This is a genomic window from Pantoea sp. C1E2 (assembly GCF_056491465.1).
The window spans coordinates 3,149,747-3,173,464 of record NZ_JBSZHT010000002.1 but is presented as its reverse complement, the minus strand read 5'-3'; the positions used below and the strand labels follow the sequence as shown (position 1 = coordinate 3,173,464).

General features: G+C 53.6%; 17 protein-coding genes and 1 tRNA gene. 8 read left to right on the top strand and 10 right to left on the bottom strand.

The features are described from left to right. Positions 1–156: 156 nt before the first annotated feature. Positions 157–1,728: an autoinducer-2 kinase gene (gene lsrK / locus ACXI0A_RS15185; protein ID WP_476147936.1), complete on the bottom strand. Its 1,572-nt coding sequence runs from the start codon at positions 1,726–1,728 to the stop codon at positions 157–159. 210 nt (positions 1,729–1,938) lie between these two features. Between lsrK and lsrG the strand changes: the two genes are divergently transcribed. Next, entirely contained in the window at positions 1,939–2,232 is a 294-nt protein-coding gene (gene lsrG / locus ACXI0A_RS15180) for a (4S)-4-hydroxy-5-phosphonooxypentane-2,3-dione isomerase (protein WP_476147938.1), read from the top strand. A 203-nt stretch (positions 2,233–2,435) separates the two neighbouring features. Here the strand turns inward: lsrG and ubiG are convergent, their stop codons facing one another. After that, on the bottom strand, positions 2,436–3,161 hold the full coding sequence (gene ubiG / locus ACXI0A_RS15175) for a bifunctional 2-polyprenyl-6-hydroxyphenol methylase/3-demethylubiquinol 3-O-methyltransferase UbiG (RefSeq protein WP_476147940.1): 726 nt from the start codon (positions 3,159–3,161) through the stop codon (positions 2,436–2,438). 177 nt (positions 3,162–3,338) lie between these two features. Here ubiG and gyrA point away from each other — a divergent pair, with 177 nt between their 5' ends. Both gyrA and rcsC read left to right on the top strand, forming a co-directional pair. Continuing rightward, positions 3,339–5,975, top strand: a complete 2,637-nt coding sequence (gyrA, locus tag ACXI0A_RS15170; RefSeq protein WP_224931075.1) for a DNA topoisomerase (ATP-hydrolyzing) subunit A — start codon at positions 3,339–3,341, stop codon at positions 5,973–5,975. A 167-nt stretch (positions 5,976–6,142) separates the two neighbouring features. Further along, a complete protein-coding gene (rcsC, locus tag ACXI0A_RS15165; protein WP_476147942.1) occupies positions 6,143–8,995 on the top strand; it encodes a two-component system sensor histidine kinase RcsC in 2,853 nt (950 codons plus the stop codon). A 41-nt stretch (positions 8,996–9,036) separates the two neighbouring features. Here rcsC and rcsB read toward each other — a convergent pair whose 3' ends face one another. From rcsB to ACXI0A_RS15150, 3 genes are read right to left on the bottom strand one after another with little or no spacing between them, the layout of a single operon-like run. Next, positions 9,037–9,687, bottom strand: a complete 651-nt coding sequence (gene rcsB, locus ACXI0A_RS15160) for a response regulator transcription factor RcsB (RefSeq protein WP_034825012.1) — start codon at positions 9,685–9,687, stop codon at positions 9,037–9,039. A 1-nt stretch (position 9,688) separates the two neighbouring features. Next, entirely contained in the window at positions 9,689–12,346 is a 2,658-nt protein-coding gene (gene rcsD, locus ACXI0A_RS15155) for a phosphotransferase RcsD (RefSeq protein ID WP_476151030.1), read from the bottom strand. A gap of 23 nt (positions 12,347–12,369) precedes the next feature. Then, positions 12,370–13,524 carry an MFS transporter gene (locus ACXI0A_RS15150; protein WP_476147944.1) on the bottom strand — a complete coding sequence of 385 codons (1,155 nt, stop codon included), beginning with the start codon at positions 13,522–13,524 and terminating at the stop codon, positions 12,370–12,372. Positions 13,525–14,434: 910 nt separating this feature from the next. On the opposite strand from ACXI0A_RS15150, the gene ompC reads away from it, so the two are divergent. After that, on the top strand, positions 14,435–15,535 hold the full coding sequence (gene ompC, locus ACXI0A_RS15145; RefSeq protein ID WP_476147946.1) for a porin OmpC: 1,101 nt from the start codon (positions 14,435–14,437) through the stop codon (positions 15,533–15,535). Between the two features lie 315 nt (positions 15,536–15,850). On the opposite strand, the gene ACXI0A_RS15140 is transcribed toward ompC, so the two are convergent. Further along, positions 15,851–16,003 (bottom strand): hypothetical protein, encoded by a 153-nt coding sequence (locus tag ACXI0A_RS15140; protein WP_476147948.1) that lies wholly within the window; start codon positions 16,001–16,003, stop codon positions 15,851–15,853. Between the two features lie 399 nt (positions 16,004–16,402). Between ACXI0A_RS15140 and apbE the strand changes: the two genes are divergently transcribed. The 3 genes from apbE to ACXI0A_RS15125 all read left to right on the top strand — a co-directional run bounded on the left by apbE (position 16,403) and on the right by ACXI0A_RS15125 (position 19,835). Continuing rightward, a complete protein-coding gene (gene apbE, locus ACXI0A_RS15135; protein ID WP_476147949.1) occupies positions 16,403–17,440 on the top strand; it encodes an FAD:protein FMN transferase ApbE in 1,038 nt (345 codons plus the stop codon). Positions 17,441–17,455: 15 nt separating this feature from the next. After that, entirely contained in the window at positions 17,456–18,097 is a 642-nt protein-coding gene (alkB, locus tag ACXI0A_RS15130) for a DNA oxidative demethylase AlkB (protein WP_476147951.1), read from the top strand. Between the two features lie 85 nt (positions 18,098–18,182). Then, positions 18,183–19,835 carry a multidrug ABC transporter permease/ATP-binding protein gene (locus tag ACXI0A_RS15125; protein ID WP_476147953.1) on the top strand — a complete coding sequence of 551 codons (1,653 nt, stop codon included), beginning with the start codon at positions 18,183–18,185 and terminating at the stop codon, positions 19,833–19,835. Between the two features lie 155 nt (positions 19,836–19,990). Here the strand turns inward: ACXI0A_RS15125 and ACXI0A_RS15120 are convergent, their stop codons facing one another. Then, a complete protein-coding gene (locus tag ACXI0A_RS15120; protein WP_476147955.1) occupies positions 19,991–20,716 on the bottom strand; it encodes a 4'-phosphopantetheinyl transferase superfamily protein in 726 nt (241 codons plus the stop codon). Positions 20,717–20,796: 80 nt separating this feature from the next. Continuing rightward, positions 20,797–21,000, bottom strand: a complete 204-nt coding sequence (locus ACXI0A_RS15115) for a hypothetical protein (protein ID WP_034824993.1) — start codon at positions 20,998–21,000, stop codon at positions 20,797–20,799. A gap of 210 nt (positions 21,001–21,210) precedes the next feature. Between ACXI0A_RS15115 and ACXI0A_RS15110 the strand changes: the two genes are divergently transcribed. After that, positions 21,211–21,762 (top strand): GNAT family N-acetyltransferase, encoded by a 552-nt coding sequence (locus tag ACXI0A_RS15110; RefSeq protein WP_476147957.1) that lies wholly within the window; start codon positions 21,211–21,213, stop codon positions 21,760–21,762. A gap of 52 nt (positions 21,763–21,814) precedes the next feature. On the opposite strand, the gene ACXI0A_RS15105 is transcribed toward ACXI0A_RS15110, so the two are convergent. Then, positions 21,815–21,891 (bottom strand) — tRNA-Pro (locus ACXI0A_RS15105). A 72-nt stretch (positions 21,892–21,963) separates the two neighbouring features. Then, positions 21,964–23,715 carry an LPS biosynthesis-modulating metalloenzyme YejM gene (gene yejM / locus ACXI0A_RS15100; protein ID WP_476147959.1) on the bottom strand — a complete coding sequence of 584 codons (1,752 nt, stop codon included), beginning with the start codon at positions 23,713–23,715 and terminating at the stop codon, positions 21,964–21,966. Positions 23,716–23,718 lie beyond the last annotated feature (3 nt).

Sequence of the window (23,718 nt, the reverse complement as noted above, 5' to 3'; positions counted from 1 at the left end):
GCTCCTGTGCCGGAAATTTCTGAAGTAAAAAAAGCCCTGACAAGGCCGCCAGTAGCGAACTTATCTAAAATTGCTTATGAATTTTTTGTGACCTGTGCAGACTACAAAAAAGCCTGGTACGCGTCTAAAAGGAAATTGATCTGGATAGCGGCAGGGTCACAAACCGGGCGCTTTCCACATCGAGGTGGTTAAGCCACTGTCCACCAAAGTCAGTTGGTCAGCATAGACTTTCTGCCAGTTGGTTTTTTGCTGCTGATACAGCTGATGATGTTCTGCATTGGGCAGGAATTCCCGTTCCCAACGTACCAATGCTTGTCCGGTTTCCTGCAGGCTGCTGTAAATGCCCGCCGCTACGCCTGCCGCAATCGCGCAGCCGAGAGCAGTGGCCTCTTTTACCTGTGGCACCTTCACTGTCAGACCCGTGACATCACTGAGAATCTGACTCCACAACTTGCCCTTAGCGCCGCCACCCGCAAACACAAGCTGCGAGGTGTGAACACCGGAAAAGGCGGCCACCTGATCCAGATTGCAGGCCGAAACAATCGCGGCGTTCTCCTCCAGCGCACGAAACAGCGTCTGCTTGTTACAGCGTTCGGGATCGATGGAGAGGTTAATAAATGAAGGCGCAGCGTGATACCACTTGTTGAAATGCATCGCATCCGAGAACACTGGCATCACGCCCCAGGATCCGGCGGGCACACGTGCGGCCATCTCTTCCAGCAGGCTGTAGCAATCCACGCCCAGACGCTCCGCCAGCAATTTCTCTTCGCCGCAGAAGGCGTCACGGAACCAGCGCATCGTCAGGCCGGTGAAGAAACTGATCGCTTCCGCCTGCGCCATACCGGGAATGACATGCGGATTAACACGAATATTCATGTCCGGATCGACCTGCGGCTGCGGCAGATTCACCACCTGCTGCCAGAAGGTGCCGCCGAGCACCGCGGTTTCGCCCGCCTTCACCACGCCTAACCCCAGCGTGCCCAGTTGCACATCACCGCCGCCCATGCCAACCACCGTGCCTTGCGCCAGTCCACACTGGCGAGCTGCTTCGGCTGTCACGGTTCCCAGCTGCGTGCCGGTTTCGGCCACCGGAGACAATATATCGCCGCGCAGACCCGCCATCTCCAGCAAATCAGGCCGCCAGTTTCGGGTGCGTAAATCCAGCAGGCCGGTGGTGCCCGCGTTGGAGGGATCCACTGCCAGTTCGCCACTCAGGCATTTCGCCAGCCAATCGCTGATCATCGACAGCGTTGCCGCCTGACGATAGATATCGGGTCGATGATGCGCCAGCCATAACAGGCGTGGCATTGCCCCAAGTGCCAGGGTTTGCCCTGAGCACTGATAGATTTCACGCTCAAACTCGCCGTGATGAATTTCCTTGAGCTCACTCACTTCTCGGCTAGCGCGGGCATCGACGTTGGCGCAGGCCCAAATCGCCTCACCGGCTTTGTTATAGAGCACGATCCCTTCACGCATGGAGCAGCAGGCCACGCTGCGAATCGCGCTGGCTGGCAGTTGCGACTGTTGCAGCACCTGCTGAATACACTGACAGGCGAGTGACCAGTTGTGGCTCAGATCAAACTCCATCGATCCCGGCACATCGGGCAGGGCGAGGTGCCGCCATTCAGCTTGCGCCACAGCGACCTGCTCGCCCTGAAGATTGAAAATCACGGCGCGAATGCTGCCAGTACCGGCGTCGAGCGCCATCAGATGCGGGGCGTGTGTCATCGCAAAACTCCTGTTGAAACGGAACGGGTGCTCCACACCGACGGCCCAACGGGTGTTACTGCAAAGATAGCTGCGCGTGTAGGTTTTCACCTCCAGATGAAGGGCTTAGCCTACTGCTGAAAGTTTGAACTGTGATCGCTGCGAGAGTTTTATTAAACAAGCTTTATCAGGATTGCCACTTTGCCAATAGCGATAAAAAAGGACATGCCGATGGAAGTCACGCTGGTAGAGATCAACGTCAAACCCGACTGTATCGACGAATTTTTGCGGGTGTTTGAGTTAAATCATTTGGGAGCTTTAAAGGAGCCTGGCAACCTGCGCTTTGATGTATTGCAGGACAGCCATATGCCTACGCGTTTCTTTATTTATGAAGCTTACACCGATGAGGCCGCCGTGCTGGCGCACAAACAAACGCCACACTACCTGACGTGCGTTGAGGCGCTGGAAGCATTAATGAGTGAACCGAGAAAGAAAACCGCGTTTAAGGGGATATTCCCTCAGTGAAGCCATGATCAACGTTCAGGGCCAGTAAAGCCCCGCCCGAGGAGCAAAGCGTCCGCCGCAAGGATGCGGCGGCCGATCTGCATGGATGCGTGTTTCCTTTGCGGTCGGGCGGGGCTTTACTGGCCGATGCACAGTTCACACAGCAACCACGCACCGTTCCCCCAGCAATTATTCACCGTTCCCAACAGCAACCACGAACACACTCAATCCTGACGATGCGTATGCACCATATAATTCACATCAACGCCACGTCCCAGACGGAACTGGTTAGTCAGCGGATTATAATGCAGGCCAATCATGCCCATCTCACGCAACGGCGTCTCATCAACCCAATTCAGCAACTCAGCCGGACGGATAAACTTCTTCACGTCATGGGTGCCGCGCGGCACCATGCGCATCACATACTCGGCACCAAACACCGCCAGCAACCACGCCTTTGGATTACGGTTAATGGTAGAGAAAAACACCTCGCCGCCGGGTTTCACCAACTGCGCGCAAGCCAGCACCACTGAACGCGGATCCGGCACGTGCTCCAGCATCTCCATGCAGGTCACCACGTCATAGGCACCCGCATGGCTGAGCGCATGATCTTCCACGGTCTGTTGCACATAGTCCACGCTCACACCGCTCTCCAGCGCATGCAAACGCGCCACTTCCAGCGGCTCTGCGCCCATATCCAGACCGGTCACATTGGCCCCTTCACGCGCCATGCTCTCCGCTAAAATACCGCCGCCGCAGCCGACATCCAGCACCTTCTTACCAAACAGACCGTTGCTGTGCTGGGCAATCCAGCCGAGACGCAGGGGATTGATGCGGTGTAACGGCTTAAACTCACCTTCTAAATCCCACCAGCGCGATGCGACCGCTTCAAACTTTGCAATCTCAGCGTGGTCGACGTTTTGGCGGCTTTCCTGCGGTTGTTCACTCATTGAATCACGACTCCTGACAAAATATTCCCTCAGTATAAACGCTTAACTCTCGCCAGCGCATCTCTCACCTGCAAGGAAAAGCGGCATTAAACCCTGCTTTACGTTCACCGAGGGCAACCACTGTGATATACTTTCGCACCATTAAAAACCGGCATTATGTAGAGGGATAGCGGCTCCATGAGCGACCTTGCGAGAGAAATTACACCGGTCAATATCGAAGAAGAGTTAAAAAACTCTTACCTCGATTACGCCATGTCGGTCATCGTTGGCCGAGCATTACCCGATGTGCGTGATGGCCTGAAGCCGGTGCACCGCCGTGTGCTTTTTGCCATGAGCGAACTGGGTAACGACTGGAATAAAGCTTATAAGAAATCGGCCCGTGTGGTCGGTGACGTGATCGGTAAATATCACCCACACGGTGATTCCGCGGTATACGAAAGTATCGTTCGTATGGCCCAGCCGTTCTCCCTGCGCTACATGCTGGTAGATGGTCAGGGTAACTTCGGTTCCGTTGATGGCGACTCCGCCGCAGCGATGCGTTATACCGAAGTACGTATGGCGAAAATCTCTTCCGAACTGCTGGCGGACCTCGAAAAAGAGACCGTCGATTTTGTGCCGAACTACGATGGCACCGAGCAGATTCCTGAAGTTCTGCCGACCAAAATTCCTAACCTGCTGGTGAACGGTTCGTCCGGTATCGCCGTAGGTATGGCGACCAACATTCCTCCGCACAACCTGACGGAAGTGATCAACGGCTGCCTCGCCTTTATCGAAGATGAAGACATCACCGTTGAAGGCCTGATGGAACACATCACTGGCCCTGACTTCCCAACTGCGGCATTCATCAATGGTCGTCGTGGCATCGAAGAAGCGTATCGCACCGGTCGCGGTAAAATTTACATCCGCGCACGCGGTGAGATTGAAACCGACGCCAAAACCGGCCGCGAAACCATCATCGTCAATGAAATCCCGTATCAGGTAAACAAAGCGCGCCTGATCGAGAAAATTGCCGAACTGGTGAAAGAGAAGCGTGTTGAAGGCATCAGCGGCCTGCGTGATGAGTCCGATAAAGACGGTATGCGTATCGTCATCGAAGTCAAACGCGATGCAGTGGGTGAAGTGGTCCTCAACAACCTCTATTCACTGACGCAGCTGCAGACCTCTTTCGGCATCAACATGGTTGCCCTGCATCAGGGCCAGCCGAAGATCATGACGCTGAAAGGCATCATTGAAGCCTTCGTGCGCCATCGCCGTGAAGTGGTGACGCGTCGTACCATCTTCGAACTGCGTAAAGCACGCGACCGCGCGCACATCCTTGAAGGCCTGGCGATTGCGCTGGCTAACATCGATCCGATCATCGAACTGATTCGTCGTGCACCAACGCCAGCGGAAGCGAAAGCGGGCCTGCTGGCACAGCCATGGGATCTCGGCAACGTGGCTACCATGCTGGAACGCGCGGGCGATGATGCTGCACGTCCAGAGTGGCTGGAAGCGCAGTTTGGTATCCGTGATGGTCAGTACTACCTGACTGAACAGCAAGCTCAGGCGATTCTGGATCTGCGTCTGCAGAAACTGACCGGCCTTGAGCACGAAAAACTGCTCGACGAGTACAAAGAGCTGTTGGATCAAATCGCTGAACTGATTTACATCCTGCAGAACGCTGATCGTCTGATGGAAGTGATTCGCGAAGAGCTGGTGGCGATGCGCGATCAGTTTGGTGATGAACGTCGTACCGAAATCACTGCCAACAGCGCCGACATCAACATCGAAGACCTGATCACTCAGGAAGACGTTGTGGTCACGCTGTCGCATCAGGGTTACGTCAAATATCAGCCGCTGAGAGACTATGAAGCTCAGCGTCGTGGTGGCAAAGGCAAATCTGCTGCACGTATTAAAGAAGAAGACTTTATTGACCGTCTGCTGGTGGCCAACACCCATGACACCATTCTGTGCTTCTCAAGCCGTGGCCGTCTGTACTGGATGAAAGTCTATCAGCTGCCAGAAGCGAGTCGTGGTGCGCGCGGTCGTCCGATCGTCAACCTGCTGCCGCTGGAAGCCAACGAACGTATCACCGCTATTCTGCCGGTGCGTGAATACACTGAAGGCTTCAACATCTTCATGGCGACCGCTGACGGTACCGTGAAGAAAACGGCACTGCAGGAGTTCAGCCGTCCACGTAGCGCCGGTATTATTGCCATCAACCTGCGTGAAGATGATGAGCTGATCGGTGTAGCGTTGACCAACGGTGCCGACGAAGCGATGCTGTTCTCTGCTGCCGGTAAAGTAGTGCGCTTCGCTGAGACCGCTGTTCGTGCCATGGGCCGTTCGGCCTCCGGTGTGCGCGGTATCAAGCTGGCTGAAAACGACAAAGTGGTGTCGCTGATTGTGCCGCGTGAAGAGGGTGCAATCCTCACCGTGACGCAAAACGGTTACGGTAAACGTACCGCCAACAGCGAATACCCAACCAAGTCGCGTGCGACTCAGGGTGTGATCTCGATTAAAGTCACCGAACGTAACGGGCCAGTGATTGGTGCGGTACAGGTGGTGGATGGCGATCAGATCATGATGATCACCGATGCTGGTACGCTGGTGCGTACTCGCGTGTCGGAAGTCAGCGTTGTGGGTCGTAACACCCAGGGCGTAATCCTGATCCGTACTGCAGAAGACGAAAACGTTGTGGGTCTGCAACGTGTCGCTGAGCCGGTGGAAGAGGAAGAACTCGACGCCATCGACGGCAGCGTCGCAGAAGGCGAAGAGGATATCGCGCCGGAAGTCGACAACGACGACGCACCGGAAGCGGACGAAGAAGAGTAATCCGTCACGGTGAAAACGGACGGCAGGTCAGGGCAACTGACCTGCCGTTTTTTTTGTCCGAGTTTCACTCCCAAAGTCGCGTCCTGACTGGCTTTTTAGGCCCGATAAAGCTAGTGTATGAAAGCTTTTCAACATCCTGACAACCCCTTGCCGCCAGTGAGTCTCTTTTGAAATATCTCGTCTCCTTTCGTACCACGCTTCGCATCTCGCGCTATCTGTTCCGTGCGCTGGCGCTGCTGCTTTGGACGCTGGGTGCGTTGCTGACCACCTTCTTCATCATCAACGTACTGCACGAGAAAGAGAACTCGGTTCGTCAGGAATTTGACACTAATTATGGTCAGGCCGAATGGTATGTACGCCACTCAGCGGATGTGATGCGTGAACTGAAATACATTACGGAAAATCGCCTAAGTAACAGTAGTAACGGGCTGGATGTATTGAATGGTCTGCCTGCGGGTAAAAGTACCTTGCCACAGTTCACGCCGCTGTTTTCCGACGGTGATTGCACCTCAATGAGCAACACCTGGCGCAACTCGCTCGATTCGCTGGGTTACTTCATCAACTACTGGAAAAGTAACTTCACCTCCGCTTACGAACTCAATCGGGTGTTCTTTATAGGTGGTGAAAACCAATGCCTGGCCGATTTCGCCATTGGTAACAATAATTCAGTCGATCGTGAACGGAGCCTGAAAGCCCTGCGCGAGCGCGTGCTGCACTATCGCAGCGGCAATGAAGAAGAGCGCCGTAATCCGATGTACTGGATTACGCCGAGCAGTCAGCCTGGCGTCGGCAATTTCTACATGGTGATGCCGGTGTATGTGGCTAACAAGCTGCAGGCGTTGCTGGGCGTGGAACAAAATATTCGTCTCGATGAGTTCATCCAGCCGGGCGGCTTACCGCTGGTTGCCACCATCACTGATGAGAACTACCGTCCATTGCTGAGTTCGCGTCGCGGTGGCCCCGGCTACTCGTTTGACGATCTGCCGGATGACAGCACCTGGTTTGGTTATCTGGATAGCTATCGCCAGTTAGTACTGAAGAAACCGCTGCCGCCGTCCAATCTTAACGTGGTGTGGTCACTCTCAACTGATGTGCTGGTGGATCAGCTCAAGCTGATGCTGATCAACGCCCTGTTGCTGAATATCCTCAGCGCATTGATCCTGTTCACGCTGGCATGGATATTCGAACGTCGCATGTTCCTGCCGGCGGAAGACAACGCACATAGATTGGAAGAACACGAGCAGTTCAACCGCAAAATTGTCGCCTCGGCGCCGGTCGGCATCTGTATTCTGCGCACCAGCGATGGCACCAATATTCTTAGTAACGAACTGGCGCACAACTACCTGACGCTGCTGACGCAGGAAGATCGTCAGCGCCTCAATGAGATCATCGGGGGCCAGCAGGTCAACTTTGTCGATGTGCTTACCGGCACCAACACCAACCTGCAAATCAGCTTTGTGCATTCGCGCTATCGCAATGAAAACGTAGCGATTTGCGTGCTGGTAGACGTCTCGGCGCGTGTGCGCATGGAGCAGTCGTTGCAGGAGATGGCGCATGCGGCAGAGCAGGCCAGCCAGTCGAAATCGATGTTCCTTGCCACCGTCAGTCACGAACTGCGCACTCCGCTGTACGGCATCATCGGCAACCTCGACCTGCTGCAAACCAAGTCGTTGCCGAAAGGCGTGGAAACGCTGGTGACGGCGATGAACAACTCATCGAGCCTGCTGCTGAAAATCATCAGTGATATTCTCGACTTCTCGAAAATTGAGTCGGAGCAGCTAAAAATTGAGCCGCGCCCGTTCTCACCGCGTGAGGTAGTCAATCACATCGCCAGCAACTATCTGTCGCTGGTGGTGCGCAAACGTCTGACGTTATATGTCATGATCGAAAATGATGTGCCGCTGACGATGGATGGCGATCCGATGCGTCTGCAGCAGGTGATCTCTAACCTGCTGAATAACGCCATTAAGTTCACCCATACCGGCTGCATTATTCTGCATGCCTACGTCAAAGATGGCTATTTAGCGTTCCGTGTGCGCGATACCGGCGTCGGTATCCCAGCGAAAGAAGTCACGCGTCTGTTCGATCCTTTCTTCCAGGTGGGATCCGGCGTACAGCGCAACTTCCAGGGCACAGGGCTGGGTCTGGCGATCTGCGAAAAGCTGATCAACATGATGGACGGTGATATTGAGGTCGACTCTGAACCGGGTATGGGCAGCCAGTTTATCATCCGCATTCCAATTTACGCTGGACAGCAACCCGCGCCGCCGCTGCTGGATGGCTTGCAGGAAAAATCTATCTGGCTGGACATGCGCAACGACTATCTGGCTGTCTTCCTGCTGCGTCTGCTGCAACAGCAGGGCATCGCGATAGCCCGTTATCAGGGCAGTGCCGGTAGTGATGATGTGATCATTAGCGATCATCAGGATACGGTGTCACAGCCCGTGCGCGCGCAGATTCACATCTGTGGCGAGCACATCGACATGCCGCAGGAAACCGCGCCGGGTCAATGGGTGCAAAGTAGCGCCATGCTGCATGATTTGCCTTCATTACTGGGGCGCATTTATCGCATTGATATTGATAGCGAAACCAGCACACCGCTGCAGTTAGCCGCGCCGCAGGAAGCCAACCGTTACGATGACATCATGGTGCTGATTGTTGATGACCATCCAATTAACCGTATGCTGTTGTCCGAGCAGCTTGGCACGCTGGGCTACCAAACCAAAACCGCGCAGGACGGCGTTGATGCGCTGAACGTGTTGAGTCGCAATCACATTGATATCGTGCTGAGTGACGTCAATATGCCGAATATGGATGGTTATCGCCTGACGCAGCGCCTGCGTCAGCTGGGACATGCCTTCCCGGTGATTGGCGTAACAGCTAATGCGTTGGCAGAAGAGAAGCAGCGTTGTATGGATGCCGGTATGGATAACTGCTTATCCAAGCCTGTCACACTGGATGTGTTGAAAGTGACGCTGGCAACTTACGCAGAGCGCGTGAGAAAAAGCAGGGAAGGGTAGTACAACAGAACAGGCGCACCGAAGTGCGCCTTATTTATATCTTAATCTCTTTCAACCTGAGTCGCGCTCACGGAAGAGAGGTAGTTCAGCAGGGCGATATCGTTTTCCACCCCGAGCTTCATCATCGCCGATTTCTTCTGGCTACTGATGGTTTTGATACTGCGGTTCAGCTTTTTCGCGATTTCCGTTACCAGGAAACCTTCGGCAAACAGGCGCAGAACTTCACTCTCTTTCGGCGACAGACGTTTGTCTCCGTAACCGCCAGCACTGATTTTTTCCAGCAGTTTAGCCACGCTTTCAGGCGTATATTTTTTGCCTTTCTGCAGGGCTGCCAGCGCTTTTGGCAGGTCGGTCGGCGCACCTTGCTTCAGTACGATCCCTTCGATATCCAGATCCAAAACGGCGCTCAGGATCGCTGGGTTATTGTTCATCGTCAGAACGATAATTGAGAGATCCGGATAGTGACGTTTGATGTACTTAATCAGTGTGATGCCATCACCGTATTTCTCGCCTGGCATAGAGAGATCGGTAATCAGAACGTTGGCATCCAGTTTGGACAAGCTATTAATCAGTGCTGTTGAGTCTTCAAACTCACCTACAACGTTGACCCATTCGATCTGTTCCAGAGACTTACGGATACCGAACAGAACAATCGGATGGTCATCGGCAATAATTACATTCAGGTTATTCATCTTATGGGTTACCTTGCTGCAGCAGTTGGTTGACGTATGCGTCAATTTCACTGGTGGTATTTATAATGGTTAAATCGTCACATAGTTTTATGTGTTGTTCTAACTCTTCACAAAGCTGTTTACCTGGAACCAGATTTAGCATGGCGAACACGCCTTTCAGGCGATGTGCAGTCTGAGCAAGCGAGGGATAATCCTTCTCCGCTGCCTCAGTATACAGTCTCTTCACATCAGGCGGTACTGTCTCGGTAAACAGCTGGAAATAGCCTCCGCTCATTAACGGCGTGGCAGCCTCATCTTCACTACTTTCCTCCATCAAATCATGAGCCATTTGCTTTTCAATCAGTGCCAGCAGCGCGTCAAGCAGCGCATTACTGAGATTGAAATTGACCCGGTATTGCTGATCGTTCAATGCGTGGTGACCCATTTCGTCACCAGCTAATAACAGGGCCCAGCCATTAAGACGGGCGGGATCGTCGGTGACCAGTACATCATGGTCTTGCCCTGATAAACGTTCATCAGAAGTCAGGCAATTCGCTCCCCAGTTTTCTAACTGGCGGCAAACAATTTTGTGCACATCTTCGACGGCGATATCGACCAGTGCGGTTACACCTTCCAGCAGCTTCTCTTCCTGCTCGCCTTGCAGTTCCAGCGCGAGCGGTAGCTGAATATTATAGCGCGTGCCGATATCGGGTTTAGCGATGATCTCCAGCTGGCCACCCATCTGCTTGCACAGCTGTTTGCAGAGGAAAAACGCCATGCCGGAGGCCTGACCATAGCGATCCTGGGTGGTTTCGCCCAGATACGGGAAATCAACATTCGCCAGTTCATCGACACTCAGGCCTGAGCCGGTATCCACCAGATGCAGCAGCACCGAGTTGGGTTTGTTCTCACTGGCCTTAATCTCCAGCGTAATCTTGCCCCACTGCGTGGTGGTGAGTGCGTAGTGCATCAGGGTGGTCAGCACTTTGCGCAGTGCACGGCGATCGCCAAAGCGCATCTCGTCATTTGCCAGATGGTTATTAACCACCAGTGCCAACCCTTTACGACGCATCAGTGGCAAGGTTTCCAGCGCAATGTCGTCCAGCAGCTCCTGCAAATTAAACACGCTGGCATCCGGTGACCAGTCGTGCGCTTCCAGGCGGTTCAGCAACACAATGTCATCGACCAAACGCGCGAGGCCCTGACTTTCATCCAGCAAATCCAGCACGCTCTCATCGTCATCACGCTGGCTGAGTTGCACCAGTTGCGCCACCATACTTTCCAATGGGCGGTTCAGGGCGTGACCAAGATTTTGCATCAACTGCTGACGCATCTGATGATTACGATCCAACACCTGCTGTGCCTTTTGCAGCTTTTTATTCACCAGCAGTTCGCGGTCCTGATCGCGCATCATAAACAGCTGAGTGTGCGGCGACAGCACGCTGCGGGCGTGGCGGATCTCGTACACCTCGTTGTTGATGGTGGCCTGCAATACGCCCTGATGCTGATCGGACATATTGATGATTTTCTGCAGATTCAGGTGTGGCAACAGATGCTCGGCAATTTTGTTGCTCAACAGCGTGCGATTGGTGGCGAAGTCATATACAAGCAAACCCACCGGCAAGCTGGAGACAATCTCTTCATTCAGCATGCGCAGCGAATCTAACTCGGCGCTTTGGTTCTCATTCGGACGCAAGGACTGCTGGCGCAATAAGGTGATGCCGGCAATGGAAAGCAGCAGCAGCACCAGATTGATCAACAGCGGCCACATCAGGTTATGCAGGGTATCGATAGCGAGGCTGGTGAGCGGCACGCGATAAACCAGCTGTAACGACGTGCTGGGCAATGACGCCGCAATTTCCAGATTTGGATTCGCCAGCGACACATGAGTGGTTTCGCTGGTGGTATCGTCGCCGCTGGTGCTGGAAGACTGCGTGGCATCCTGAATCAGCTGGAAGTTTTCCAGCGGCATGCTGTGTGGGATCAAATCGTTGATCGGCAAATCGAAGGCGACCACCGTGGCGAGGTGGCCAGGCTGATTAAAGGTGGTGCGCAGGGTAAAGTAGTGATCGTTTTGCCAGGCGAAGTGGCGCAGCGGTGAGAAGCTTTCGCGTTCATCCAGTGCATTTGCCTGTTGCAACATCTCAGCGCGACGGCTGTCGACCAGCGTATTGATGGCACTCTCTTTATAACGCGTTGCCATGTCTTTCAACGGCAGCGTCGAGATCATGATCAGGCTGTTGTCCTGACCATTCAGAAAGTACATCGACCAGGTGGGATTCTCAGCGCCCCACAGCGTATCGAGGTAATTGGACATGCGCATCGTCATATCCAGTGTGCTGCTGTCGTGAGAGCCAAAGATTAGCGCTTCCGTTTTACGGCGCGTCTTTTCCAGATAGTAAACATCCGGGCGCAGGCGGGTTTCCTGAAGGTTGGCATTGGGCGCAGATCCGGCCGCACTGGTGGCGAGATTTTCATAGATCTGCCAGGTGGCGAAACGCGAGGCATCGATACGTTTTTGCACCGCACGCGCTAAATCGGTCATCGCGTAACGCTTCTCGGTGATCCAGGCGTTGACACTGTTGTGCACCATGGCACCCAGCGCCAGAAACAGCACCAGGTTGAACACCACGAAGAAACGGGTAACGTTACCCGAGGTCAGCGGAAATTTGTAAGGCAGCATAGTGTCTCAGGATCCTGCGATTAGCGCGCCACCAGGCGAGCACTGGCGGCAACGGCCAGCAGCAGTAGGGCGATCAATAAAAATGCGCCACTCAAACTGAGCCACTGGGAAATAAATCCGATTAGAGCCGGACCTGAAAGAATACCTGCATAGCCTAATGTTGTCATGGCAGAAATCGCCAGATTCGACGGCATATCGTGTTGATTCCCTGCCGCATTAAACAGCATGGGCACGGTATTGGCTAAGCCGAATCCCACCAGCAGGAAAGCCAGCAGTGCAATCTGAGGCCACGGCAGCAACACTGCCAGCGTCATGCCCGCTGCAGCAGCTAACGCACCGGTTAACATCACAGGGTAGCGGCCAAATCGCTGAATCACTTTATCACCGGTGAGACGACCGATTGTCATTGCCACAGAGAAGATGGCATAACCCAGCCCCGCGTGCGCAACGTCCATCCCGGCGTTTTGCAGCAACAGCAGTGCGCTCCAGTCGAGCACCGCGCCTTCTGCCAAAAACAGAATGAAGCACAGTAACCCCAGGAAGGCGACCCAACCGCGTGGGATCACCAGCCATGGCTGATCGGGCTGATGCAGACGTTCGGTCATTAACGTTGGCAGGCTGATCACCAACAGCACCACAATCAACAGCATCACCACCGCAACGGCTTGCAAGGGCGAGAGTCCACTGGCCAGCAACAGGCTGACACTACCGGCACCAATAATGCCGCCCAGGCTGAAGAAACCATGGAAACCCGACATCATCGGCTTACCTGCAGCTTTCTCCACTTCAACGGCCTGCACATTCATGGCGACATCCAGCATGCCCAAGCCGGCACCGAAGATCATCAATGCCACCGCCATCAACCACATCTCATTAAGCTGGGTGAGCAGTGGCAGGATCGCCAACACCACTAAAGTGGAACATAACATCACCCGACGGCCGCCTACGCGGGCAATCAACGCCCCGGTGATCGGCATCGCTGCCAGCGATCCCATGCCGAGACACAGCAGCAGCCCACCCAGAGAAGCACCACTCAGTGCCAGGCGCTGGCTGGCATACGGCACCAAAGGCGCCCATGCCGACATGCAAAGTCCGGCGATCAGAAAGACGATGCGTGTTCCCATGTTGACACGCTGATGCAAATTATTGCGCTGTGCGGCGTCCAGTGCTGTCATAAAAGTCTTTTTCAATAGCCAATAAAGCGACGAAGTTTAGCATTAAAGCTGGCGTCACACCGCTGTTCAGAACCGGTGAGTTCAGAAAAGATGAACGTCAGAAACAGGCATATTACCGAGTTTTGGCGTGGCGTGACGCTTTTCCAGAACTTTCCTGGCGGCTGAACAGCCTTTTTGCTCTGAATCTTTAGTCGAAAATCGAGATTTCATGATTGAGCAGGATGAATATAAAACCATCAGCGGTAATAAATCAGCGCTGCACTTCGGCTTAACCGATTGAATAAGAGAAAACTCATGTCAGTTAATAGGAGGGAGTCTGGACCAGTGTATTTTCCAGTATTCTTAGTTGCGCACAGAAATTAACATTTCAAAGTGATGGCTAACGATTGAACAAAATGTGCGGAAAAATACAAATAATGCGCCGTAGAGATTGTGTTAATTTAACCCAATCAACTAACTTTACTCAAAATTACCGAAAGGTGATGAATTTTGGCCAAAAAAATGCCGGACAAACATGTCCGGCGGGAATTAGGGTAAAACAACTCATTCGGGGTGAATGAAGGGAATAATGAAATAAATGATGATAGCGGGAGTAATTGTATGCGCTGAGGTGATTTTAGTTTTATCATTCAGTGCGGCATGATATTGCAATGTAAAGTGTTGTTGTTAAATGAAGAAATAATCGATTATCAATATGTTCTGTATTTTTTGTTGATCCGTGCTGATTATAAGTTCCACTATATTTACATTTAGAAATAACTATTAAATACAATGAAACACTTTTGGAAATTTAGTATCATTTTCGTGATAGATTATTGCCCCGTATAAAATAACAATGGCTTGCCGGCTGAATTTTTAATCGTTCAGTTTGCAGTGGCATAAATAAAGGCACATTAAAGAGGGTAATAAAATGAAACGTCGCGTTCTCTCCCTGATGATCCCTGCATTGCTGGTTGCAGGTTCAGCAAGCGCAGCTGAAATTTACAACAAAGATGGCAACAAATTAGACCTCTACGGTAAAGTCGATGGTCTGCACTATTTCTCCGACAACTCAGGCTCAGACGGTGATCAGTCTTACCTGCGTTTCGGCTTCAAAGGTGAAACTCAGATCTCCGACCAGCTGACCGGTTATGGCCAGTGGGAATACCAGGCAGCACTGAACACCTCAGAAAGTGAAGGCACCGCCAACAGCTTCACCCGTGTTGGTTTTGCCGGTGTGAAATTCGGTGATGCCGGATCCTTCGATTACGGTCGTAACTACGGCGTGATCTATGATGTCTCAGGCTGGACTGACGTTCTGCCAGAGTTCGGTGGCGATACCTATGGCGCGGATAACTTCATGTTCCAGCGCGGTAATGGTATGGCAACGTATCGTAATACCAACTTCTTTGGTCTGGTGGATGGCTGGAACTTTGCCGTTCAGTATCAGGGCAAAAACGATAACCCAACCGAGTCTACAACTGGCCGTGATGTGCTGGGTGAGAACGGTGATGGTTACGGCCTGAGCACCACCTATGACATCGGTTCTGGTTTCGGTATCGGTGCAGCGATGTTCCAGTCTGACCGTACTAACAACCAAAACAACGGTGCCATTCTTGGACGTGGTGATAAAGCAGATGCCTATACCGGCGCGCTGAAATATGACGCGAACAACGTGTATCTGGCCGCGATGTACACCCGTTCGTACAACGCGACGCGCTTTGGTTCAAGCGATGCGACCTCTTACGGTTATGCGGAGACTGCGGATAACTGGGAATTGGTGGCACAGTACCAGTTCGACTTCGGTCTGCGTCCATCTCTGGCCTTCGTCTCTTCTCGCGGTAACGTAGAAGGCTACGGCAATCAGAACCTGAAGAAATATGTTGATGTGGGTGCGACTTACTACTTCAACAAAAACATGTCGACCTATGTTGATTACCAGATCAACATGCTGGACGACAACAACTTCACCAATGCCGCCGGTATCAACACCGATGACATTGTAGCGCTGGGTCTTGTTTACCAGTTCTAAGTTGCAGGCTCTGTAGGGCGCGCCACGGTGCGCCCTTCGTAAGCCTTCGGGCCGCCGCTACTGCAGTAATGGCATTAAGCGCACTACGCAATACTTGTTCTCTCTTCAGCCTTTTCCCCAATTTGCGCCTGCACGATAGTTCCTTCGACTAACAACACAACTTACGCAGTTTTAAACTGCCCCTATGCTGGCAATTTCTTAGCGTTTCTCTTTTCTCACTGATTTATCGATAGCGGCAGGGCAGCGTATGTTTCACCTGGCGGCAGGAAGACGCCCGGATGAACATCCGGGCGTGGGCGAGCTGGGAGGGTAAATTTACGATACAGGGCGCCATTTTTTGGCTTTTGGCGCGGGCGCCGAGGACGTATTAGGCGCCGGTGTACTGCCTTCCAGCGCAACGCCTGCCAGCGTAAACGCTGAGAAGCGCAGCCAGTGTTGCCAGGTTTGTTGTGTTTTTGTCTTATCCATTTTGCACCTCGCTGATATTCAACTCAGTCTCAACGGTGCAGAATTCATGCCAGATCACCGCTCTCAGCGCCACGCGGCCTCAAACTAATTTGCTACACTCCGGCAGCGCTGAAGCGGTGCATATCATCAACCCATGGTGCAAAAATTTAACGTTTGCGCGAAGGGTAATGCTGAATCAGGCGATGGCGATAGTGTTGCCAGCAGCGGAAAGTCCCGAAGATGAACAGAACGGCGGATACAGCGAGAATCATAAAAATCATCTGTCGCTCCTGTGTGGTTGGGGGCTTGAACGCTCCATCCTGTGGCAGTTTGGTATGAACATCAAGCAGCTTTAGCCTGTTTTACAAGCGGTTTATGCTTTGAAACAGGATGAATTAATGCGTTACAGATGAGGAAGTGATGGGTATTAAGAATATTCTGCTAATTGGTGTTATGGCAGGTGCGTTGATCGGCTGCGACCAACAGGCCTCCCGTAGCGCACTGGTTCTTGAGGGGAAAACCATGGGCACTCAGTGGCGTGTCAGCCTGGCGGGTGTGGATCCCCAACGGCAGGGCGCTTTGCAGCAGGCTATTCAGCAGCAGCTTGATCGTGATGACCAGGAGCTTTCCACCTGGAAGCAGGATTCAGTTTTGTCGCGCTTCAACCAGTATCAGGGTAATCAGCCGCAGCCGATCAGTGCGGATATGGCGGATATCGTGGTTGAAGCCCTGCGCATTGGCCATAAAACCGAGGGTGCGATGGATATTACCGTCGGCCCGCTGGTCAATTTGTGGGGGTTCGGACCCACCAAACAGCCAGCGCACACCCCGAGCCAGGGGCAGATTGATACAGCGAAAGCGCAAACCGGCTTACAACATCTGCATGTCATTCAGAGCGTGGACGGGCAATGGCTGCAGAAAGATCTGCCCGCCCTGGATGTCGACCTTTCGACGATGGGGGAAGGGTACGCCACCGATCATCTGGCACGATTGATGGAGCAGCAAGGCATTACCGATTATCTGGTCTCAGTGGGCGGTGCGGTGCTAACCCGTGGGCAAAATGCCAGCAACCAGCCCTGGCGTGTAGCGATTCAAAAACCGACCGATCGTGAAAACGCCGTCGAAGCGCGCGTTGACTTACAGGGGCACGGTATCAGTACCTCAGGCAGCTATCGCAACTATTATGAACTGGACGGCAAACGTATTTCGCACGTGATCGATCCCGCGACCGGACGACCCATCGAACATAAACTGGTGTCGGCCACGGTGATTGCCACCACTGCGCTGGAGGCCGATGGCTGGGATACCGGATTGATGGTACTGGGAAGCGAGCGGGCACAAGCGTTGGCACTGAAAGAGCATTTGGCGGTTTATCTGATCAGCAAACAGGGTGACGGCTTTACGCACTGGATGTCGCCCCAGTTCAAATCCTTCCTGATCGATCAGGAAAGCAAATAACGGCAGGAGGCGCAGATGTTGGATCTGTTTAGCGAAGAGGCGCCGTGGCAAGAGCCGCTGGCGGAAGGCGCGGTGATTTTACGCCGCCGCGCACGCGACGATGCGGACGCATTGCTGGCGGCAATACATGACATTGCCGGGCAAAATCCCTTTGCTCATCGCATCACACCAGGTGGGCATCGCATGTCGGTGGCGATGACCAACTGTGGCGATTTAGGCTGGTCAACGGACTCGCGCGGTTACCAATACACTGAGCAGGATAACGCCAGTGGACACAAATGGCCGCGGATGCCTGCGCTGTTCCGCACGCTGGCGCTGCAAACCGCGCAGGAAGCGGGATTCCCCGGCTTTAACCCGGATGCCTGCTTAATCAACCGCTACGAACCGGGTGCCAAACTCACGCTGCATCAGGATAAAGACGAGAAGGATCTGCGTCAGCCGATAGTTTCAGTGTCCTTAGGGCTGCCTGCGGTGTTCCAGTTCGGCGGTTTTGAACGCGGTGATGCCACGCAACGCGTGTTGCTGGAGCACGGGGATATCGTGGTGTGGGGCGGTCCTTCGCGCTTGCGCTATCACGGCATTCTGCCGCTCAAACCGGGTATTCATCCGGCGGCGGGCGCCTTTCGCTTTAACCTCACTTTTCGCCGCGCCCATTAACGGCGCGGTGAATGAGAATTGATCTTGCTATCATTCGACGCGCCATTAAACTGCAGGCTGCTTGGTTGACCTCCGGAATCTGTTAATGGCATTGCTGCAAGTGGTTTATCGCCAGTATCGCTGGCCTTTTATTGGCGTCATTCTGCTTACGCTGTTAAGCGCCGCGCTCGGCATCGGCTTAATCGCCTATATCAATAACGAGCTGATCGTCGCGGTAAATACCTCAATTTCGGTGCTGCCGAGCTTTCTGGGGCAGCTGTTTCTCCTGATGGCCGTGACGCTGGGTTCGCAACTGGCGTTAACTCAGCTTGGCCACCATTTTGTCTGGCGGCTGCGCGGTGAGTTCATCAAACGTATTCTGGACACCCGCGTTGAACGCATCGAACAGATCGGTAACGCGCAGCTGTTGGCGGGACTCACCAGTGATGTGCGTGCGATCACTATCGCTTTTGTCCGCCTGCCGGAGCTGATTCAGGGCATCATTATTACCCTGGGTTCCGCGCTCTATCTGGCGTGGCTGTCACCAAAAATGCTGCTGATAACCTCCCTGTGGTTAGTGATCACGCTGGTGGGCGGCTGGCTGCTGGTGTCACGCGTTTATCAACACATGGCGAAACTGCGTGAAATCGAAGACGATTTATACCGCGATTTCCAGACCATCATTGAAGGGCGCAAGGAGCTACAGCTTAACCGCGAGCGTGCGCAGATGATTTACGACAGCGTCTATCAGGAAAACGCCACAAGCTATCGACATCATATTGTTCGTGCCGACACCTTCCATCTCAGCGCGGTTAACTGGTCAAATATCATGATGCTGGGCGCGATTGGCATTGTGTTCTTTATGGCCAATGGGCTGGGCTGGGCGAACACGGCGGTGGCTGCCACCTATTCACTGACGCTATTGTTCTTACGTACGCCGTTACTGGCGGCGGTGGGCGCCTTGCCGACGTTACTCAGTGCGCAGGTCGCCTTCCGTAAAATCAACACTTTCGATCTCGCGCCTTACGATGCCCACTTCAAAGCGCTGCCGCAGGTGAGTGACTGGCAAACACTGGAGCTGCGCGATGTCTGCTTCCATTATGGCGAGCACGGTTTCCAGGTTGGCCCGATTAATCTGACGCTGCAACGTGGCGAGTTAGTGTTCCTGATTGGAGGCAACGGCAGCGGCAAATCGACGCTGGCGATGCTGCTCACTGGCCTGTATCAGCCACAATCGGGCAGTTTGCTCTTAGACGGCAAAGTGGTCGACTGGCACAACCTCGATGCTTACCGTAAACATTTCTCAGCGGTGTTTACCGATGTACATTTGTTTGATCGCCTGATCAGCCATGGCGGTCAGCCAGCCAATCCTGGGCTGGTGCAGCAGTGGCTGGAACGCCTCAAGATGCAGGACAAACTGAAGCTACAGGGCAATAAGGTGCTAAATCTGCAGCTCTCTAAAGGGCAAAGCAAGCGACTGGCGCTGCTGCTGGCGGCGGCAGAAGAACGCGACATCCTGTTATTGGATGAGTGGGCCGCCGATCAGGATCCGCATTTCCGTCGTATCTTCTACCGCGAACTGCTGCCATGGTTACAGGCGTCAGGTAAAACGGTGTTTGCCATCAGCCATGATGATCACTACTTCATTCATGCCGATCGGTTGCTGGAGATGCGCGAAGGCCAGCTCAGTGAACTTACCGGTAACGAACGTGAGATGGCCACGCTGGATGCGGTGAAGCGCACCGACACCGGCCATTAACGACAGCCGGGAAAGCTTAGCAAAAACCGTTATTGGGCAAGGGGTTGTCTGACGGGTAAGGTAAGTTTCAACGGAGATTCCTCGTCTCTGTCTCCCTGGAACACTTCTGTCGTCTTGTGTTGTCACCGGCTTAGATTGATTCTGAGCCGGTTTTTTTATGGGTTGTTCAGTGGATGAGCTATCAGGGTGATAACGCGGTCGCCGCGCCGCCAGAAGTGCGCCTGCAGGCGTGTACGGGCGTTAAACTCGCGTGAAAAGTCCTGCGTCAACGTGAGCGTGGCGCGGCCTCGCGCCAGATCCCACTCCAGTAACTCCGCTTGCAGAAAATCCATCGGTTGATGCAGCTGTGGCCACAATGCTTTATACACACTCTCTTTTAGCGAAAATAGCAGGGTGGCGGCCGCGGCAAAAGGCAGCGTTTCTGATGCTAATCGCTGACGCTCTGCACTGCTCATCAGCATCTCCGCCGTTTCCTCTGCGGTCTGTTCCTTCATCACTTGCTCGACATCCACCCCAACACACAGCGGTTCCCGAGTTGCTGCAATCACAGCCATCTGCTGCGAATGGGAAAGTGAGGCCTTAATCCCCACGGGCCACAAAGGCGAGCGATCGGGCGCATTACGCAACACAAAATCTGGCATTGCGAAGTGTGACAGCATCTGCTGTGCCAGCCAGCGACTGGCTAAATGTTCAGCTTTACGCTTGGTCACGGCATTTTGTAGGGCTATTGGAAGCGGGAGTTGCCACTGTTGAGGCAGATCGCTGTGCCATACCTGCTGGTTAAATTCGCACCATGCAATGGCAAGCGGTGACTGCGTTATTGCCGCAGCGGTGATAAAAGGAGAAGAGGGGAGTGCAAGAGGAATTTCAGAAGCAAACATTAAGCATCACGGCTGACGGTTAAAACGTTATTTTTACCCGTCAGCCGTGAAAAGCGCAAGCCAAAGCGGCTCACACGCGTTTAGTGATTAGGCGGAATGGACATGCCTTTAATCTGCACCACAAAGTGCTCATTGCCTTTGGTAATGCGTGCACCGCGGTCACACCACCGCGAAGCCAGGCGGAAAAAATCGTCGCTGCCGATATCGTAAGCCAGTTCTACTTTACTGATACCTGAGTGCAGGAGTTCTTCCGCGTCCTGCAGGTTTTTTGCTTTGATGACCATAATAGGTGTCCATCGAAAAACAGGAAGGATTAGAGTAATTAAACTGTATGACAGTTTTGTTTCAATCAGGTGAAATGCTGTCATATTTGATGAAAAATGTGATCCCGCTCCGCTTTGATTGCTTTCGGTAAGTGATTGAATTTTTGACGGAGGATTTCTCATCAAGTCGATTTTCCGATAATACTGAAAGGGTTAACCAAGGAGGCCATTATGGAAATACCCCGTCTGGAAACGCCCCGTTTACTGTTGCAACCGCTGCAAAGCGAAGATGCGATACAGGTGCAGCAGGTTTTCCCCCGTTGGGAGATCGTGCGCCATCTGATTGGTTCCGTGCCCTGGCCTTATCCTGATGATGGCGCCCGTCAGTATATTGATGGCATGGCGCTGCCCGCGATGAGAGCAGGGCAGGCATGGCACTGGAGCCTTCGCCATCGCTCTGATCCCGACAGCTTAATTGGCTTAATCTCGCTGCGTTTGGGGGAGGAAGATAACCGTGGATTCTGGCTGGTGCCCGAATGGCAGAAGCAGGGATTGATGAGTGAAGCCTGTGCAGCGGTCACCGAATTCTGGTTTACTCACCTCGACCAGACGCGTCTGCGCGTGCCCAAGGCAATGGATAATCTGGCTTCTCGCCGCATCTCAGAACGCACCGGCATGCGGTTAGTCGAGACCTACCGCAAAACCTTCGTGGAGGGCGAGTTAGAAGCAGGAACCTGGGAGCTGACGCGTGAAGAGTGGCTGGCGCAGCGTGGTAAGGAGTAGTGGCCTTCAGATAGCAAAAAAGCAGCCATAAAGGCTGCTTTTTTTGGGATTTTGGTCGGCACGAGAGGATTTGAACCTCCGACCCCGGACACCCCATGACCGTGCGCTACCAGGCTGCGCTACGTGCCGAACGTGGAGAAGTAGTCTACTGGTTCCGCTCGTGATTGCAATATGCGCAGGTTTTAACTGCCTCATAATTAATCAGTTTGCGGTAAAGCGCTTCTCTTCCGTCAACACCTGAAGCAGTAGCGCCAGCTGCGGTTTGTGATCCTTCAGCTTATTGCCCTGTGCATCGTAGGCGCTGTAACTGCCGTTGTTATTCAGCACCAGCGTCACGGTTGGCGTCGTCACCACCAGTTTGCCCTCTTCGCTGCTGGCCACCCAGTTGTGGCTGCGCTGAGCAGCAAACAGGTCTTCACCCTGTGAATAGTTGGCAGGATTGGTGCGCACATGCAGCAGACGTTGCATCAACGTCGTCATCACATCCTGCTGATCGGTCAGACGATCGATGGTCTGCGCCGGCGTATTCGGCCAATGCACCACCAGAGGCACCCGCAACGTCGCTCGGTTGCCCGGATTATCATCATTCTCCGGCGTAACCGCACGCTGGGCGGTAATCACCACCACGGTATTCTTGAGTAAATCGCGTTGTTGCAACGTCTGTAGCACGGCCGCAATCTGCTCATCAACCCCCGTGGCCTGGCGCAAATAGCTGCGCTGACGCGCTTTGATGCTTTCGCCGTTCACGTTGACGCCATCAAGTGAAATCCAGGAGAACCACGGTGCGCCATCGGCTTTCTGGCCGTTGAGCCAGTTTTGCCATTGATTCACTGTAGTGCTGTTTGGTTGAGAATCCGCTTCTGGCAGGCTGTAATCCGCTAACAACGCCTGACGATACAAGGGTTGGCTGAAACCGTCGGAGGAGAACAGACCAAACTGATAACCCTGAGAATTTAGCGCACCGAGTAACGCCGAAGGCATACGCGCGGCAAGCACGCCATCCATGTAGCTGGAGGAGATGCCGTAGAACAGCCCGAACATGCCTTTTTCTGGCGCAATTCCGGCGCTGTAGTGTTGGGTAAAGCGCACATTATCGCTGGCAAACTGATTCAGCGACGGCAGTGCCTTATCCAGATTGTCGTTACTCAAACCATCAACGGTGAGCAGCAACAGGTTATGGCGCGTACCGCCATCGCGGAAGGTAATGTCACTCAGCGGATACTGCACTGACAGCGCTTCAGGATCGCCCTGTTGCACCAGGCGACGCTGATACTCCTGCGCATCCAGCAAGCCATGGCGTTCAAGGAAACGTCGCGCGGTCATTGGATAGGAGAGCGGTAGATTGGCGCGCTGCATGGTAATCGGGCGATAGAAATTGGCATCGGCCCAGATATACAACAGATGGCTGGCAAAGAAAGCGCTGATAAACAGCGCGGCCAGCGGCTTGCCAAATGAGCGACGATTCAGGCTGCGTAGCTTTTGCCAGCTCCAGGTGGCAAACAACATCTCCACAAGGAAGATGACGGGCACGCTGATAAACATCAGCTGCCAGTCACGCGCCATTTCGCTTTGGTCAGGGTTGATCACCAACTCCCACACCACCGGATTTAGGTGGAGGTGGAAGCGGTTGAACACCGCGCTATCGACCATAATCAGCGTCAGCCCGGCGGTGGCGATAATCGCAGACATCACCCTGAGCAATCGCTGAGACATCACCACAAAGGTGAGGGGGAAAATGATCAGCAGATAACCGGCAAACACGATAAAGCTAAAATGGCCAATCCAGCTGGTATAGGCATAAACACGGCCCGCAAGCGAGGCGGGCCAGTCGGCGACCAACAGATAGCGGCTGCCTAAAATCAGCGCGAAGATGATGTTAAACAGGGCAAACCAGTGCCCCCAGCTGATCATCTGGGAGACTTTTTCGCGGTAGCGCTGCCGGTTGGTTACCATATT

What these genes read in the sequence shown, in the direction of transcription:
- lsrK (WP_476147936.1), bottom strand. Translation starts at nt 1,728, where the DNA reads ATGACACACGCCCCGCATCTGATGGCGCTCGACGCCGGTACTGGCAGC.
- lsrG (WP_476147938.1), top strand. Translation starts at nt 1,939, where the DNA reads ATGGAAGTCACGCTGGTAGAGATCAACGTCAAACCCGACTGTATCGAC.
- ubiG (WP_476147940.1), bottom strand. Translation starts at nt 3,161, where the DNA reads ATGAGTGAACAACCGCAGGAAAGCCGCCAAAACGTCGACCACGCTGAG.
- gyrA (WP_224931075.1), top strand. Translation starts at nt 3,339, where the DNA reads ATGAGCGACCTTGCGAGAGAAATTACACCGGTCAATATCGAAGAAGAG.
- rcsB (WP_034825012.1), bottom strand. Translation starts at nt 9,687, where the DNA reads ATGAATAACCTGAATGTAATTATTGCCGATGACCATCCGATTGTTCTG.
- ACXI0A_RS15150 (WP_476147944.1), bottom strand. Translation starts at nt 13,524, where the DNA reads ATGACAGCACTGGACGCCGCACAGCGCAATAATTTGCATCAGCGTGTC.
- ompC (WP_476147946.1), top strand. Translation starts at nt 14,435, where the DNA reads ATGAAACGTCGCGTTCTCTCCCTGATGATCCCTGCATTGCTGGTTGCA.
- ACXI0A_RS15140 (WP_476147948.1), bottom strand. Translation starts at nt 16,003, where the DNA reads ATGGATAAGACAAAAACACAACAAACCTGGCAACACTGGCTGCGCTTC.
- apbE (WP_476147949.1), top strand. Translation starts at nt 16,403, where the DNA reads ATGGGTATTAAGAATATTCTGCTAATTGGTGTTATGGCAGGTGCGTTG.
- alkB (WP_476147951.1), top strand. Translation starts at nt 17,456, where the DNA reads ATGTTGGATCTGTTTAGCGAAGAGGCGCCGTGGCAAGAGCCGCTGGCG.
- ACXI0A_RS15125 (WP_476147953.1), top strand. Translation starts at nt 18,183, where the DNA reads ATGGCATTGCTGCAAGTGGTTTATCGCCAGTATCGCTGGCCTTTTATT.
- ACXI0A_RS15120 (WP_476147955.1), bottom strand. Translation starts at nt 20,716, where the DNA reads ATGTTTGCTTCTGAAATTCCTCTTGCACTCCCCTCTTCTCCTTTTATC.
- ACXI0A_RS15115 (WP_034824993.1), bottom strand. Translation starts at nt 21,000, where the DNA reads ATGGTCATCAAAGCAAAAAACCTGCAGGACGCGGAAGAACTCCTGCAC.
- ACXI0A_RS15110 (WP_476147957.1), top strand. Translation starts at nt 21,211, where the DNA reads ATGGAAATACCCCGTCTGGAAACGCCCCGTTTACTGTTGCAACCGCTG.
- yejM (WP_476147959.1), bottom strand. Translation starts at nt 23,715, where the DNA reads ATGGTAACCAACCGGCAGCGCTACCGCGAAAAAGTCTCCCAGATGATC.